Source organism: Streptomyces sp. HUAS TT11 (assembly GCF_051553595.1).
GTDB lineage: Bacteria > Actinomycetota > Actinomycetes > Streptomycetales > Streptomycetaceae > Streptomyces.
Genome location: NZ_CP196184.1, coordinates 7,089,829 through 7,104,214, shown reverse-complemented (window position 1 = coordinate 7,104,214; position 14,386 = coordinate 7,089,829). Strand labels below are relative to the sequence as shown.

The 14,386-nt window shown below is 71.8% G+C and carries 10 protein-coding genes; 9 read left to right on the top strand and 1 reads right to left on the bottom strand.

Annotated features, from left to right (window positions below; all coding sequences use genetic code 11):
* Window positions 1-37 precede the first annotated feature (37 nt).
* From ACSHXN_RS31725 to ACSHXN_RS31715, 3 genes are all read left to right on the top strand, one after another.
* Entirely contained in the window at window positions 38-1,720 is a 1,683-nt protein-coding gene (locus ACSHXN_RS31725; protein ID WP_438304568.1) for a tetratricopeptide repeat protein, read from the top strand.
* Entirely contained in the window at window positions 1,717-3,270 is a 1,554-nt protein-coding gene (locus ACSHXN_RS31720) for a nickel transporter (RefSeq protein WP_356110667.1), read from the top strand. Before ACSHXN_RS31725 ends, ACSHXN_RS31720 begins: the two co-directional genes overlap by 4 nt.
* A gap of 63 nt (window positions 3,271-3,333) precedes the next feature.
* A complete protein-coding gene (locus ACSHXN_RS31715) occupies window positions 3,334-4,935 on the top strand; it encodes a serine/threonine-protein kinase (protein ID WP_356291179.1) in 1,602 nt (533 codons plus the stop codon).
* Between the two features lie 3 nt (window positions 4,936-4,938).
* Here the strand turns inward: ACSHXN_RS31715 and ACSHXN_RS31710 are convergent, their stop codons facing one another.
* Window positions 4,939-5,745: an SGNH/GDSL hydrolase family protein gene (locus ACSHXN_RS31710; RefSeq protein WP_355132525.1), complete on the bottom strand. Its 807-nt coding sequence runs from the start codon at window positions 5,743-5,745 to the stop codon at window positions 4,939-4,941.
* 372 nt (window positions 5,746-6,117) lie between these two features.
* Here ACSHXN_RS31710 and ACSHXN_RS31705 point away from each other — a divergent pair, with 372 nt between their 5' ends.
* The 6 genes from ACSHXN_RS31705 (at window position 6,118) to ACSHXN_RS31680 (ending at window position 14,385) form a co-directional block, all read left to right on the top strand.
* Window positions 6,118-6,540, top strand: coding sequence for a hypothetical protein (locus tag ACSHXN_RS31705; protein WP_355132524.1), 423 nt, complete (start codon window positions 6,118-6,120; stop codon window positions 6,538-6,540).
* 4 nt (window positions 6,541-6,544) lie between these two features.
* Window positions 6,545-7,639: a GNAT family N-acetyltransferase gene (locus tag ACSHXN_RS31700; protein WP_355132523.1), complete on the top strand. Its 1,095-nt coding sequence runs from the start codon at window positions 6,545-6,547 to the stop codon at window positions 7,637-7,639.
* A 369-nt stretch (window positions 7,640-8,008) separates the two neighbouring features.
* Window positions 8,009-8,827 (top strand): glycosyltransferase family 2 protein, encoded by an 819-nt coding sequence (locus ACSHXN_RS31695; RefSeq protein WP_355132522.1) that lies wholly within the window; start codon window positions 8,009-8,011, stop codon window positions 8,825-8,827.
* Window positions 8,824-9,819, top strand: coding sequence for a glycosyltransferase family 2 protein (locus ACSHXN_RS31690; protein WP_355132521.1), 996 nt, complete (start codon window positions 8,824-8,826; stop codon window positions 9,817-9,819). The genes ACSHXN_RS31695 and ACSHXN_RS31690 overlap by 4 nt, the downstream gene beginning before the upstream one ends.
* Window positions 9,816-10,616, top strand: coding sequence for a polysaccharide deacetylase family protein (locus ACSHXN_RS31685; protein ID WP_355132520.1), 801 nt, complete (start codon window positions 9,816-9,818; stop codon window positions 10,614-10,616). The genes ACSHXN_RS31690 and ACSHXN_RS31685 overlap by 4 nt, the downstream gene beginning before the upstream one ends.
* Window positions 10,609-14,385 (top strand): lipopolysaccharide biosynthesis protein, encoded by a 3,777-nt coding sequence (locus ACSHXN_RS31680; protein ID WP_438304563.1) that lies wholly within the window; start codon window positions 10,609-10,611, stop codon window positions 14,383-14,385. Before ACSHXN_RS31685 ends, ACSHXN_RS31680 begins: the two co-directional genes overlap by 8 nt.
* The last annotated feature ends 1 nt before the right edge of the window (window position 14,386 follow it).

Genomic DNA, 14,386 nt, shown 5'->3' with positions numbered 1-14,386 from the left:
AGCGACCGTTTCCACTCGGCAGATTGAGGAGAAGGGCATGTCCCCGCGTACGAAAGAGAGCGCGCCGGAGAACGGGCCCGGCGGCCGGTGGGAGGCCGGGCCCGCGGGCCCGGCGACCGGCGCGGCGCAGACCACGTCCGAGCCGGGCTCCCCGGGCGCCGGGAGGCGCGGTGGGAGCGTTGCCGCAAGGAGCGTGAAGGACGGCATGAACGCGGACACGTCGGACGGGAAGACGACAACGGGGATCCCGGCGGCCGGGGAGGACGCCGGGTCGGCGGCATCGGCTCCCGTACCGGCGGGCGGCACCGTGGACGGCGGGGGCGAGGTCCCCGAACCGGCCGCGGGCACCGACGAGCGGATCGTCGCGCTGCGGCGGTTCTCGGCACTGGGAAGGCGATGGCGGACGGCACAACTGGGGCTCTGCGCCGCATCCCTGGCCGTCGCCCTCACCGCGGGCGCGGTGGCCGTCGGCGCGGTCCGCGACGGCGGCGGCTCGGTCCCGGTCGCCTCCTCCCCCGCCGGTGTCTCCCCCGAACTGCTCCCCGGCGGTGATCTCGACGCCGGAATCCGCGCCCTGCAGGCCCATCTGCGCGTCCAGCCGCGGGATCACGGCAGCTGGGCGACCCTGGGCCTGGCGTATGTCGAGCAGGCCCGCACCCACGGCGACCCCTCCCGCTATCCGCAGGCGCAGCGCGCCCTGGACCGGTCGCTGAGGCTGCGTCCCGGCAACGACGCCGCGCTCGCCGGCCGTGCCGCCCTGGCCGCGGCCCGCCACGACTTCACCGGCGCCCTCAGGTACGCGGACCTGGCCCTCGCCCAGAACCCGTACAGCGAGCGCGCCCTGTCCTCCCGGGTCGACGCACTGGTCGAACTCGGCCGCTACACCGACGCGTCACGGGCCGCGGACCTCGCCGACTCGCGGCGCCCCGGCATCCCCGTCTTCACCCGCTACGCCTACGTCCACGAACTGCGGGGCGATGTCGGGGCAGCCCGCCGCGCCCTGGAGCAGGCCCTCAACACGGCCACCTCCCGCGGCGACATCGCCTACGTGGCCACCGCGCTGGGACAACTGGCCTGGAACCAGGGCGACTACAGAAGTGCCCTCGCTCACTACGCCCGCGCTCTCGCCGCCGACGACACCTACCTCCCGGCACTCGAGGGCCGGGCCCGTGCCCAGTCCGCCCAGGGCGACACCGAGGGCGCGATCCGCGGTATGGAACTGGTCGTCGACCGCTATCCGCTTCCCCAACCGCTGGTGGAGCTGGGCGAGTTGTACGAGGCACGCGGCAAGCCGGGCGACCGGGACAAGGCCCGCGACCAGTACGCCCTGGTCGACGCCTGGGTGTCGTTGGCGCGCGCCAACGGCGTCGACGCCGACCTCGACACCGCTCTCGCCGCCGCCGACCACGGCGACCGCGGGGCCGCGCTGACGGCGGCCCGCGCCGAGTGGGCGCGCCGCCACACCGTGCACACGGCGGACGCCCTCGCCTGGGCGCTGCACGTCAACGGGCGTGACGCGGAGGCCCTCCCCTACGCGAGGCGTGCCACGGCCACCGGCTACCGCAACGCGGCCTTCCTCTACCACCGCGGCATGATCGAGCGCGCCACCGGCCGTCCGGACCGGGCCCGCGCCACGCTCACCGCGGCCCTGAAGCTCAACGCCGGTTTCTCACCTCTGGGCGCACGCGAGGCCCGTAAGGCACTGGAGGCGGTGAAGTGAGCCTCCGTCGTCTCGTCGCCTCCGGCGCGGCGGCCCTGACGGCCGCCTGCGCCCTCGCCCTGATCCCTTCCGGCCCGGCGAGCGCCCACCCGCTCGGCAACTTCACCGTCAACCGCTACGACGGTCTGGTCGCCGCCCCGGGTCAGCTGCGCGTCGACCATGTCGAGGACCTGGCGGAGATACCGGCCACGCAGGCCGAGTCCGACATCGCCGAGCAGGGGCTGAGCGGCTGGGCCCGAAAGCGGTGCGCAGCGGCCGCCGAGGGCAGCAGGCTCACCGTCGGCGGGCGCCCGGTACCGTTGACCGTCGGCACCGGCAGCGCCCGGTCACGGCCGGGTCAGGCCGGTCTGAACACCCTGCGCGTGGAGTGCCGGCTGACGGCACCGCTGCCGAGGACGGGCACCGCCGGCATCGGCTTCCGGAGCGCGGGCGCCGCCACCGGTCCCGGCTGGCGGGAGATCACCGCGCGCGGGGACCGTACGACGCTCACCGCGTCGAGCGTGCCGAAGTCCTCCGTCTCCCACGAACTGACCGCGTATCCGGCGGAGTTGCTGTCCTCACCGGCCGACACCGTCACCGCCTCCCTGCGGGTGCGTCCCGGTGGCCCCGCCCTGGCCGGCGAGCAGGGCGACGCCCCGGCCGCCTCCGTGCTTCCCCGCGGTGCCGACCGCTGGACCCGGGCCCTGGACGGCCTGGTCGCCCGGCACGACCTCACCCTCGGCTTCGCCGCGCTCGCCCTGGTCGTCGCGGTCGGCCTCGGCGCCCTGCACGCGCTCGCGCCCGGCCACGGCAAGACCCTGATGGCCGCGACGGCGGCGGCCCGCGGCAGCCGGGCAAGACTCACGGACGTACTGCCCCTGGCCGCCTCGGTGACGGTCACCCACACCCTGGGCGTCGTCGCCCTGGGGCTGCTGGTCACGGCGGGTTCCGCGGCGACGCCGTCGGTGATCGCCTGGCTGGGCCTGGCCAGCGGCGTCCTGGTCACCCTGGCGGGCGCGTCGCTGGTCCGCCGGGCGTGGCTCGGCCGTCGGCACGGCCGCGGCGGCACGAACGGGCCCGGACCTGCGCCGGGGCTCTCCGGCCACACCCACGACCACCCTGCGCACGGCCACGGTGAAGGGCACCGGCACGACGGCCACGGTCACCACCAGGGCCCCGGCGTCCCCCACACCCATGGCGGGGTCACGCACACCCACCCCACCGCGCCCACCCTCCGCGGCACGATCCTCCTCGGTTTCGCCGGCGGGATGGTGCCCAGCCCCTCCGCGGTGGTGGTCCTGGTCGGCGCGGCCGCGCTCGGCCAGGCCTGGTTCGGGCTGCTGCTCGTCGTCGCGTACGGCATCGGCCTGGCCCTGACACTGACCGCTGCCGGGGTCGCCGTGGTCAGGCTGGGCAGCGGGATGAACCGCCTGCTGGAACGCCGTCCGCGCTGGACCGCCGGTCCGGCGGCCGCGCTGGTGCGCAGGACCGCACCGCTGGGATCGGCCTTCGTCGTCGTGGCCCTCGGGGCCGGACTGGTGTTCAAGGGGGCGGCATCCGCACTCGGTTGAGCTACTTTTGGGGAGAAAAAGCGCGGAGTGGATACATCACGCGGATGCGAATGGGGGAAGCCCGTGTCCGAAGATCCGGGCCATGAACGTGTGATCGCGGGCCGCTACCGTCTGTTGTCCCCCCTCGGCCAGGGCGGCATGGGGACGGTGTGGCGCGCCCGTGACGAGGTGCTGCACCGCGAGGTGGCCGTCAAGGAGGTGCGCGCCCCGGCCGGCCTTCCGGCGACCGAGGTGCAGCGCATGTACACCCGGCTGGAACGCGAGGCCTGGGCGGCGGCCCGGGTGGCCGACCGCAATGTCGTGACGGTCTACGACGTGGCCCACGAGGACGGGCGCCCCTGGATCGTCATGGAGTTGATCCGCGGCATCGCCCTGTCGGACCTGCTGGACACGGAGGGGCCGATCTCCGCGCAGCGTGCCGCGCGCATCGGCGCGGAGGTCCTGGCCGCCCTGCGTGCCGCGCACACGGCCGGAGTTCTGCACCGCGACGTCAAACCCGGCAACGTGCTGCTGGCGAACGACGGCCGGGTGGTCCTCACCGACTTCGGCATCGCCATGGTCGAGGGCAGCTCGGCACTGACCATGACCGGGGAGGTCATCGGCTCGCCCGAGTTCCTCGCCCCCGAGCGTGCGCTCGGACGCACTCCGGGCCCCGAGTCCGACCTGTGGTCGCTCGGTGTGCTGCTGTACGCGGCGGTCGAGGGCAACTCGCCGTTCCGGCAGAACACTCCCCTGAACACCCTCCGGGCGGTCGTCGACGAGGAGTTGCCTCCGCCCCTGCGGGCGGGTCCGCTGGCACCGGTGATCGAGGGGTTGCTGCGCAAGGATCCCGCGGAGCGCATTCCGGCGGCGCAGGCCGAGCGGGATCTGCGGATCATCGGCGCGGGCGGCACCCCGCGCACCGGTGCAGTCCCGGCGTACACACCGACGGTCGCCGCGTTCCCGGGTGAGCCGCCCACGCCCCCGCAGCCGGCCCCCGTCCCCACCACCGTCGCGCGGTCCGGGTACGGGAGTCCCGCCGAGCCGCCGCGGCGCGACCGCCGTGCCGCGGTCGTCCTGATCGCGGGTCTGACCGCCCTGGTGCTGGCCGTGGCGGGACTGACGTACGCACTGGTCCACCGTGCGGACGGCGGGGGCGGCGATGCCGCGAGCAGCGGGTCCACGCACAGCGGCGACACGGGCAGTGCCGATGCCGGCGGGCCCGGTACCGGCACGGGCTCGAGCCCCGCCCCGAGTGGCGGATCCACCTCGGACGGCAACGGCGGCGGTCGTACGACCGCCCCGCCCGCGCAGTCGGTCCGGGTGACGGTGACCGGCGTGCACACCGACTACTCCGGTGCCTGTCCGCCACCGGACGCGCAGGCCCCCACGTTCACGGCCACGTTCACCGTGGGCCGGGTGCCGGTCGACGTGAGCTATCGCTGGGTGACCAGGACGGGACACGTCTCCGACCCCGGCTGGAAGACCCTGTCGTTCCCTGCGGGCGGCGGGCGCACCCAGCAGCGCCAGGTCGTCGTGACCACGTACGAAGAGGGGGGTTCGGTCCGGAACGGGATCGGTGTGGAGGTGCGCGATCCGGTGCGCGTCACGTCCGACTCCGTGCCGTTCTCGGTGACCTGTGAGACGGAGACCCCGACGGGCGGGGCCTCCCCCTCGAGTTCGTGACCGTCAGGCCGCGCCGTTCAGTACCGGCAGATAGCCGCCGGACTGACCGGCCGCGGTCGGGTGGTAGGACTCCCCTATGTTCAGCCAGTTGACGCTGTGCAGCCAGGCGGAGCCGGAGCAGATCTCGTGGCCGGTGAAGGTGGTGCGCACATCACCGAAGGTGAAGCCGTGGTCGGCGGCGCGCTTGGCGATCGCCGCGTTGATGTAGTCCGCCGCGCCGTTTATCGCGGACCGCTTGGTCCCGGACAGTCCGAGGCAGGTCGTGCCGAGCTTGTAGAAGCGGGGGTAGCCCAGCACGACCACGTGGGCCGCCGGGGCCTTGGCACTGATCGCCGAGTAGACGCTGTCCAGCCGGCCGGGCAGCGTCGAGTCCACGTACGCCTTGGCCGTCGCGATCCGTGACAGACACGAGCTGTCCGACTGGAGCACGCAGGTCGTCATGACGTCGGCGAAGCCGGCGTCGTTGCCGCCGACGGTGAGGGAGACGAGGCCGGTCGACGTGCTCAGCGGGCCCAGCTGGTTGGTGAGCACGTCCGTGGTCCGGGCGCCCGAACACGCCATGAAGCTGAACGACGCGGGGGCATGGGCCGCCTGCCACAGATACGGGAAGGCCTTGGTGCTGCGGTCGCAGTCGCCGCTGGAGCCGATGTGGCTTCCGGCGCCGACACCCGAGGAGTAGGAGTCGCCGAGGGCCACATAACCGGTGGCCACCGCCTGAGTTGACGCCTGCGCCGCGGTCGCCCCGGTGAGGGCGGAGCCGACGGCCAGGAGGAGTGACGTCACGTACGCCGCACATCGGGAACGTCTCATGGAACCTCCCTTCAGCAGGATCTCTGCCACAACTGTGGTAGCAGCTACGCAAGTTGACAGGAAGTGTCCATGCCAAGACTTTCGGCGCAGGGCGCCACGGTTCGCTTCCGTTCACCGCCCCGTCCGGCCACGTGTGCCCGGCGGCCGTGCGACGGGGCGTCAGCCCGGGTCGCAGCAGCGGCGGTTCACGGATCACCACGCAACCCCGCACGAGGCTCGAACTCCGGTTTGACAGAGGCCCTGCATTTCCGGGCAACACATGTTTGAACCGCGCCAATAACCTGTGGGTGGCGCCTTCGCATCTTGACGGCCCCCTCACGGCTGCGCGACATTGAAGCCCGGCATCCGGCGCTTCGGGGGGCAAAGTCGCCAATGCAGACCTTACGCATCAAGCCACCGTCATCAGACAGGGACGGGAGGTCGGGACAGGATCCGGGGAGGGGCCTGTCCCCCCTGCTCGCCGGCGCGGCTGTCGTCGTCGCCGGCTTCGGGGCGATCCTCGCGCTCAGCGGTGCGGACTCACCGCTGCGCGGCCCGTTCACGCTGTTCTTCCTGATCGCCGCGCCCGCATCGGCCGTCGGCGCCGCCCTGCGGGGACTTGAACCCTTCCCCCGCACGGTGGTGTCCGTGGCAGGAGCGGTCGCGATCGATCTGCTGATCGCCCAGGGCATGCTGGCGGTGCACCGCTGGTCGGTGACCGGCGGCATCATCGCGGTGGCCGTGGTCAGCGCCCTCGTTCTCCTGCTGGTTCAGGTACGGCGGCAGCGCCGTCGTACGGCGAGAAGACGGGCCTGACGACGTGGACATCAGCGTGTACCGCCCGGGCGAGCTCAGGGCGGCCGACCGGGCGGCCTGGACGGCCCTGCAGTCCAAAGCCCATCTCAACGGCTCGCCCGGACTGGCGAACCCCTTCCTGTCGCCCGAGTTCGCGCTCGCCGTGGGCCGGACGAGACGCGGCGTGCGTATCGCGGTCGTCCGCGAGGACGCCGAACCGGCCGCGTTCCTCCCGTTCCAGAGAACGGCCGCCGGCGTCGGCCGTGCCGTCGGCCTCGGGGTCTCGGACTGCCAGGGCATGGTGCACCGGCCGGGATTCGTCTGGGACGCCCAGGAACTCCTGCGGACCTGCGGGCTCGCCGTCTGGGAGTTCGACCATCTGGTGCAGGGCCAGACGCCGTTCGAGGCGGGAGCCTCCGGCACCTTCCCCTCTCCGGTCATGGACGTCGACCAGGGATACGAGGAGTATCTGCGCCGACTGCGCGACCGGTCACCGAAGTTCACCCGCACCACACTGGCCAAGGAGCGCAAGCTCGGACGGGACGCCGGCGAGCTGCGCTATGTCCACGACGAGCGCGATCCGGCCGTCCTTCGGACGCTGATGGGCTGGAAGTCGGCGCAGTACCGCAGGACCGGGCGCAGCGACCGTTTCGCGCACGACTGGATCACCCAGCTGGTGCAGCAGCTCTTCCACACCCGTGCGGAACCGTTCGCGGGCATTCTGTCGGTTCTCTACGCGGGCGAACGGCCGATCGCCGCCCACTTCGGACTGCGCACCGATCGAGTGCTGGCCTGCTGGTTCCCGGCCTACGACCAGGAGTTCGCCAAGTACTCGCCCGGCCTGGTGCTCCATCTGCGGATGGCCGAGGCGGCCGCCGCGGACGGCATCGCCCATCTGGATCTCGGCCGGGGCCGGAAGGAATACAAGGATTCCCTGAAGACACGCGATCTGTACGTGTCCGAGGGGTGGGTGACACGACGTCACCCCGTTGCGTTCGGGCACAGGGCGCGCCGCGCCCCGGTCCGGGCACTGCGCAATGCGGTGCTGTCTCGGCCGGAGTTCTTCGAGCCGGCCGACCGCGTCCTCAAACGGATGGGGAAAATCCGTTCGAGGGGTTGAATTTCGCCCATATACCGGTCAAAACCAGGGACACGTCCCAGGTCTTGCCATAAAGTCGCAATCGTCAATACCGTCATACATCAACCCGCATCGGTCCATCATCACGCGGCTCCAGGGGAGGGCTCAGGTACCGCGATGGTTCCGGCGCGGGGCGCGGTAGGGGGGTGCCGTGCTCGGCGACCACAGTCGTTCGAGTCGTGCCGCGCGGTCGGCTGCCGTTTTCCCGGCAGACGGCCTGCTTTGCCAGCTCACCCGGCGTGTACGGAGATCCACATCGGCATGCCGTAAGTGAGTACCCCCCTTTCGAACCGGACACAATGCCGGACCGTCCAGGGGCGGACGGTCCACCGGACGAGAGGGACCAGACCCATGAGTTCTGTTCTGCGCCCTGCAGTTTCGGATCAAGGTCCGTTACATCAGGGCAGGTACCGACCCATCTCCTCTCACCTGGCCATCGCGCCACCGGTGAGCGTGGTGATTCCCGCCATGAACGAGGCGGAGAATCTCCCGTACGTCTTCAAGACACTTCCCGAGTGGATTCACGAAGTGGTCCTTGTGGACGGCAATTCCACCGACGACACCGTCCAGGTCGCGCGCGATCTGTGGCCGGGTGTGAAGGTCGTCGGCCAGCAGGGCAAGGGCAAGGGGGATGCCCTGATCACCGGCTTCGAGGCCTGCACGGGCGACATCATCGTGATGGTCGACGCCGACGGTTCCGCGGACGGTCAGGAGATCGTCAGCTATGTCTCCGCACTGGTGTCCGGCGCCGACTTCGCGAAGGGCTCGCGGTTCGCGAACGGCGGCGGCACCTCCGACATGACGCCGATCCGCAAACTGGGCAACCGGGTGCTGTGCGCGATCGTCAACGCCAAGTTCGGCGCCCGCTACACCGACCTCTGCTACGGATACAACGCGTTCTGGCGGCACTGCCTCGACAAGATCGAGCTCGACTGCACGGGCTTCGAGGTGGAGACCCTGATGAACATCCGGGTCGTCAAGGCCGGGCTCAAGGTGCAGGAGATCCCCAGCCACGAGTACCTCCGCATCCACGGTGCGAGCAACCTGCGTGCGGTGCGCGACGGTCTGCGGGTGCTGAAGGTCATCCTCCAGGAACGCTCCAACCGGCGTGCGCTGCGCAGCCGCCCTCGTGCGGTGGCGCTCAACTCGGGCCGGGGAGAGCTGTCTTGAGCACTCCGGACATCTCGGTGGTGATCTGCGTCTACACCGAGGACCGCTGGGAGGACATCCTCGCGGCGGTCTCCTCGGTGCGGGCGCAGTCCCGGCCGGCGCGCGAGACGCTGCTGGTCGTCGACCACAACCAGGCCCTGCTGGAACGGCTGAGCGGGGAGTACAAGGAGGCCGAGGAGGTCCGTGTGCTCGCCAACGCGGGCCCCCGCGGCCTGTCCGCGGGACGCAACACCGGGATCGCCGCCTCCCACGGGGAGGTCATCGCGTTCCTCGACGACGACGCCGTGGCCGAGCGGGACTGGCTGAAGCACTTCGCCGAGGGCTATGCGGACCCGCGGGTCATGGCCGTCGGCGGCCGTACGATGCCGATCTGGGCCTCGGGCCGCCGCCCTGCGTGGTTCCCGGAGGAGTTCGACTGGGTGGTGGGCTGCACCTACAAGGGGCTGCCGCCCGGCCGGGCGCGGGTGCGCAACGTCCTCGGGGGCAACGCCTCCTTCCGCCGCGCGGCGTTCGCGGCGGCGGGCGGCTTCGCCACGGGCATCGGACGCGACGGCGACAAGCGCCCGCTGGGCTGCGAGGAGACGGAGCTGTGCATCCGTCTCAGCCGGGCCAGACCGGATGCGATCCTGCTGATCGACGACCGCGCGGTGATCCACCACCGGGTGCCCGCGCCGCGCGAGCACTTCGCGTACTTCCGCACCCGTACCTACGCCGAAGGCCTCTCCAAGGCCCTGGTGGCGCGCAGCGTCGGCTCCGACAAGGGACTGGAGTCGGAGCGCCGCTACACCACCCGGGTACTGCCCGCCGGTGTCGCCCGCGGACTGCGTGACGCTCTGCTGGCCCGCCCCGGCGGCGCCGGCCGGGCCGGCGCCATCGTCGCCGGGGTACTCACGGCCGCCGGTGGGTACGTCCTCGGAAGCGTCCGGGCGCGCAGGGGCGGCGCCACCTTCTCCGTGGTGCGGATACCGGACGGCGAGGGGGACTTCGCATGAGCGGACAGGCCGTGCCGATCCTCATGTACCACTCGGTGGCGACGGCGCCCAACGAGGCGACCCGCGCCCTGTCGGTGGCGCCCGAGGCCTTCTCCGAGCAGATGGCGCAGCTGGCGGACCTGGGACGCACACCCGTCACCACCGCCGAGCTGGCCCGCTGCTGGCGGCAGGGGGACCCGCTGCCCGCGCGGCCCGTCCTCATCACCTTCGACGACGGATACGAGGGTGTGCACCGCCACGCCCTGCCCGTGCTCGCCAAGCACGGCTTCGTCTCCACCCTGTTCGTCTCGACCGGCTGGCTCCGGGGCGCCCACGACACCGGGGGCGGCCTCGACACCATGCTCGACTGGGACCAGGTGCGCGACCTCGCCGGCGGCGGGGTCGAGATCGGCGGGCACAGCCACACCCATCCGCAGCTGGACCAACTGGACGACGTCGCCCTGCGGTTCGAACTCCTGCGCTGCAAGGAGATCGTCGCCGACGAACTGGGCGCTGCCCCGGTCTCGTTCGCCTACCCGTACGGCTACTCCAGTCGCCGGGTGCGCCGGACCGTGCGCGAGACGGGATACCGCCAGTCGCTCGCCGTCGGCAACGGTCTCGCCCGCCCGGGTCAGGGTCCGTACGCGCTGCACCGTGTCACCGTGCGCCGCAGCACCGGCTCGGAGGAGTTCGAGCGGCTCGTCCAGGGCCGTGCGATCGCTCGCAATTTCGCCAGGGACCGCGCCCTCACCAAGGGATACGCCGTGGTCCGAAGAGCACGACAGGTTCGCCGGAAGGCCATCGGTTCCCGTGTCTGACACGACCACCACAGCCCAGGCCCAACAGACCTCGACCGCGGCGCCCGAGCAGTCCGGGCGCCGCCTGCGCCTGCCCGGAAGCGGCGAGGGCGGCGGCAGCCAGCTGTTCCGCAACGCCTATGCGCTGATGCTCAACACCGGTATCTCCGCGGTGCTGGGGCTTGGCTACTGGCTGGTCGCGGCCCGCTACTACTCGGACGCCGCGGTCGGTCAGGGTTCCGCCGCGATCGCCGCGATGAAGCTCCTCGCCGGCCTCACCGCGGTGACCCTCACGGGCGCGCTGGCCCGCTTCATCCCGATCTCGGGACGGACCACCGGCCGCCTGATCTTCCGCACCTACGCGGGCAGTTGCATCATCGTGGCACTCGCCGCCGGCGTCTTCCTGCTGACGCTGCACGTGTGGGGCCCGTCGTACCGCTTCCTGCACGGGCCCGCTCCGGCGCTCGTCTTCGTGGTGGCCGTCATCGCCTGGAACCTGCTCACCCTCCAGGACGGTGTGCTGACCGGGTTGCGCAGCGCGCTGTGGGTCCCGGTGGGCAACACCGTGTTCTCCGCGGTGAAGCTGGTGCTGCTGATCGGGCTGGCCGCCGCGATCCCCATGATGGGCGTCTTCGTCTCCTGGGTCGCCGCCATCGCCACGTCCGTGCTGCCGCTCGGCTGGCTGGTGTTCCGGCGCCTGGTGCCCCGGCACATCAAGGCGACGGAGGACCAGGCCGCCCCGCCGTCGATGCGGGAGATCGGGCGCTTCCTGGCGGGCGACTACACCGGTTCGCTGTTCTCCCTCGCCGTGGTCTACCTCGTACCGGTGATCGTGGCCTCGCAGGTCAGCGCCGCGGACAACGCGTACTTCTACATCACCACCACGATCGGCGGCACGACCAATCTGCTCGCCATCAACATGGGGGCCTCGCTCACCGTCGAGGGCTCGCACGACCCGGCACGCCTCGCCGCCAACACCCGGGCCGCGCTCAAGCGCATGGCCCGGATCATGCTGCCGGTGTGCGCGCTGCTGTTCCTCGGTGCTCCCTTCATCCTGCACGTCTTCGGTGAGGGCTACGCCCACGCGGCGACCCCGCTGCTGCGCTGGTTCGCGGTCGGAGCGGCGCTGCGGGTCGTCATGGAGACGTACTTCGCGGTACTGCGCGCCCAGAGCCGCACCTCCGGACTCGCCTACCTCCAGGGCCTGTTGTGCGTCCTGGTGCTCGGGCTCACCGTGCTGCTGCTCCCCCGGATGGGGCTGACCGGCGCGGGTGTCGCGGAGATCTCCAGCCTCGCGGTGATCGTGGCGATCGCCGCACCCAAGCTGTTCAAGATCGTGCGTACCGCCCCGGCGGACGCCGTGCCGGAGGACGCGGCACCGGACGGGGACCTCGCCGACCTGGGGGCGCGCGAGGTCCCCGCGCCGAAGAGCGGTCCGTCCTGGGCGAAGAAGCTGGACGCCGACACGCTCGCGCTCGGCATACACGTCGACTTCGACCATGTGGAGCGCCGGCCCGACGTACGCCCGGGTCCCGGCACCCCGCCCACCGGGACGTCCGTGGTGTCCGTCGAGGGCGACCGCCCGACGCGGCCGCTCGGACTGCCGGGAGCGGACGGCCCGGTGGGTCTGCCGGTGGAGGAACGGGGCCCTGCTGCCGAGGAGGGCGCCCTGGCCGGGACCCGGGACACGGCATCGGGCGGTTCCGCCGAGCGGTCGCACCCCGTCACCGCGCAGCCGCCGCCCGAGGAGCGCCCGAAGGCCTTCGGTCCGCTCGGTGGTGTGCTCCTCGGCTGTCTGCTGGTCTCGGCGCTGCTGCTCTACTGGGTGCCGGTGTTGGGCCTCGACGACGGCTCCCTGGAGCGGATGGGCGGCCTGGGACTCATCTCGGTCCTGCCGCTGCCGACCCTGGCCGGGGCCGCGCTGCTGATCGTGGTGTTCGCCGCGCTGCTGTGGCGCGGCCGCGAGTCCAAGGTCCTGCTCCTGGTCACACTCCTCGCCACGGTCGTGTCGCTGCACGCCCTGCCCGCCGTGATCGAGACCGAACCACGGTTCGCGACGGCCTGGCAGCACCTGGGGTTCCTCGACTACATCGACCGGACCGGGTCGGCCGTGCCCGATCTGGACGCCCGCTGGAGCTGGCCGGGCTTCTTCGCGCTGGCGGCGTTCGTCGCGAAGGCGTGTGGGGTCACCGACCTGACGGAGGTCATCCGCTGGTGGCCCCTGACCGTCCAGCTGCTCTATCTGGCGCCCATGTTCCTGCTGCTGCGCTCCCTGCGGGCGAGCTGGCGCGCCAAGTGGACCGGCCTGTGGATCTTCGTGCTCAGCGGCTGGGTCGGTCAGGACTACTTCTCACCGCAGGGCTTCACCTATCTGCTCTACCTGGCCTTCGTGGCCGTCCTGCTGGTGTGGTTCCGCGCGCCGCGCGTGATCTGGACCAAGGCACGCCCCGGCGAGGCCGAGGTCGAACCGGCCGGGCGCGGGCAGCGGGCCGTGCTGCTGATGGTGCTGATCGGCCTGTACGCGGCGAGCGTCCCGGCCCATCAGCTCACCCCGTTCGTGATGCTGGGCGTGCTCGCGGCGCTCGTCCTGGTCGGCCGCTCCGAACTGCGCGGCCTGCCCATCCTGTTCGCGGTGCTGGTGGCCTTCTGGGTCGGTTTCATGGCCGAGCCCTACTGGTCCGGGCACTTCGACGAGCTCTTCGGCGGGGTCGGCGGCGTCGGCAGCAATGTGTCGACATCCGTCTCCGGGCGTATCCAGGGCGGCGACTCGACGCACAAGCTGGTCCTCTACACGAGGGTGGCGCTCGCGGGCGCCGTGATGGCGTTCGCCTGCTGGGGCTGGTGGCGGCGGCGCGAGAACAGGTACCGCGAGCGGTCGCTGCTCGTACTGACCTTCGTGCCGTTCCTGGGCTTCGGCATGCAGTCGTACGGCGGTGAAATGGCGCTGCGCGTCTTCATGTTCGCCCTGCCGGGTGCGGCCCTGCTCGCCGGGCTCGCGCTCTTCCCGCGCACCGGCGTGACGGCCGAGGAACGGGACAAGGACCGGATGAGCCTCGCACCGCTCGCACCGCTCGCGGCGCTCGTGGCCGGGCTGCTGCTGATGGGCGGCTTCCTGGTGGCCCGATGGGGCAACGAGCCCTTCGAGCGGATCCGCCCCGGCGAGGTCGCGGCCATGGACTACGTGTACGCACACGACGACCCGACGGTGCGGCTGCTGTGGCTGAGCAACGACACCGTCGACAACGTCACGCCGGCGATGCCGTGGGGCGCCAGGGACATGGAGAAGGTGCAGTACGTGCCGACGCTCGCTCCCACGGATCCGGTCCTGGTGTCGGGCCTGGTCAAGTCGCTCAAGGACGCGGGCCCGAACTCCTATCTCATGATCAACGTGAGCCAGGTGACCTACCTGCGGATGGACGTGGGCTACTCGGCGACGTGGGAGTCCCGGCTCGTCAAGAGCCTGGACGACCGCCAGGAACTGACGAAGGTCCTCGTCAACGACGACGTGACCATGTACGCGCTGCGCAAGCAGCCGGCGGGCAGCGTCGCGAAGCCGGCTCCGGGCCCGATCGGACCGCGGGTGACCTGGACGCCGTGGTCGGTCGTCGGAGGGCTCGCGGCCGTCGCCCTGATCCTGATGCTCACGGCCCGCGAGATCGTACGCGTCGCGGTCCGGCCGAGCGTACGGAAACTGCGCTGGCTGCAGTCGGGCTTCTGGTTCTCGCTCCCGCTGCTGGCCGTGCTGCTGGCCTCGCTGGTGCAGCGGTTCCTGACCATGGGGAAGGGCTGAG

What these genes read in the sequence shown, in the direction of transcription:
- ACSHXN_RS31725 (WP_438304568.1), top strand. Translation starts at nt 38, where the DNA reads ATGTCCCCGCGTACGAAAGAGAGCGCGCCGGAGAACGGGCCCGGCGGC.
- ACSHXN_RS31710 (WP_355132525.1), bottom strand. Translation starts at nt 5,745, where the DNA reads ATGAGACGTTCCCGATGTGCGGCGTACGTGACGTCACTCCTCCTGGCC.
- ACSHXN_RS31705 (WP_355132524.1), top strand. Translation starts at nt 6,118, where the DNA reads ATGCAGACCTTACGCATCAAGCCACCGTCATCAGACAGGGACGGGAGG.
- ACSHXN_RS31695 (WP_355132522.1), top strand. Translation starts at nt 8,009, where the DNA reads ATGAGTTCTGTTCTGCGCCCTGCAGTTTCGGATCAAGGTCCGTTACAT.
- ACSHXN_RS31685 (WP_355132520.1), top strand. Translation starts at nt 9,816, where the DNA reads ATGAGCGGACAGGCCGTGCCGATCCTCATGTACCACTCGGTGGCGACG.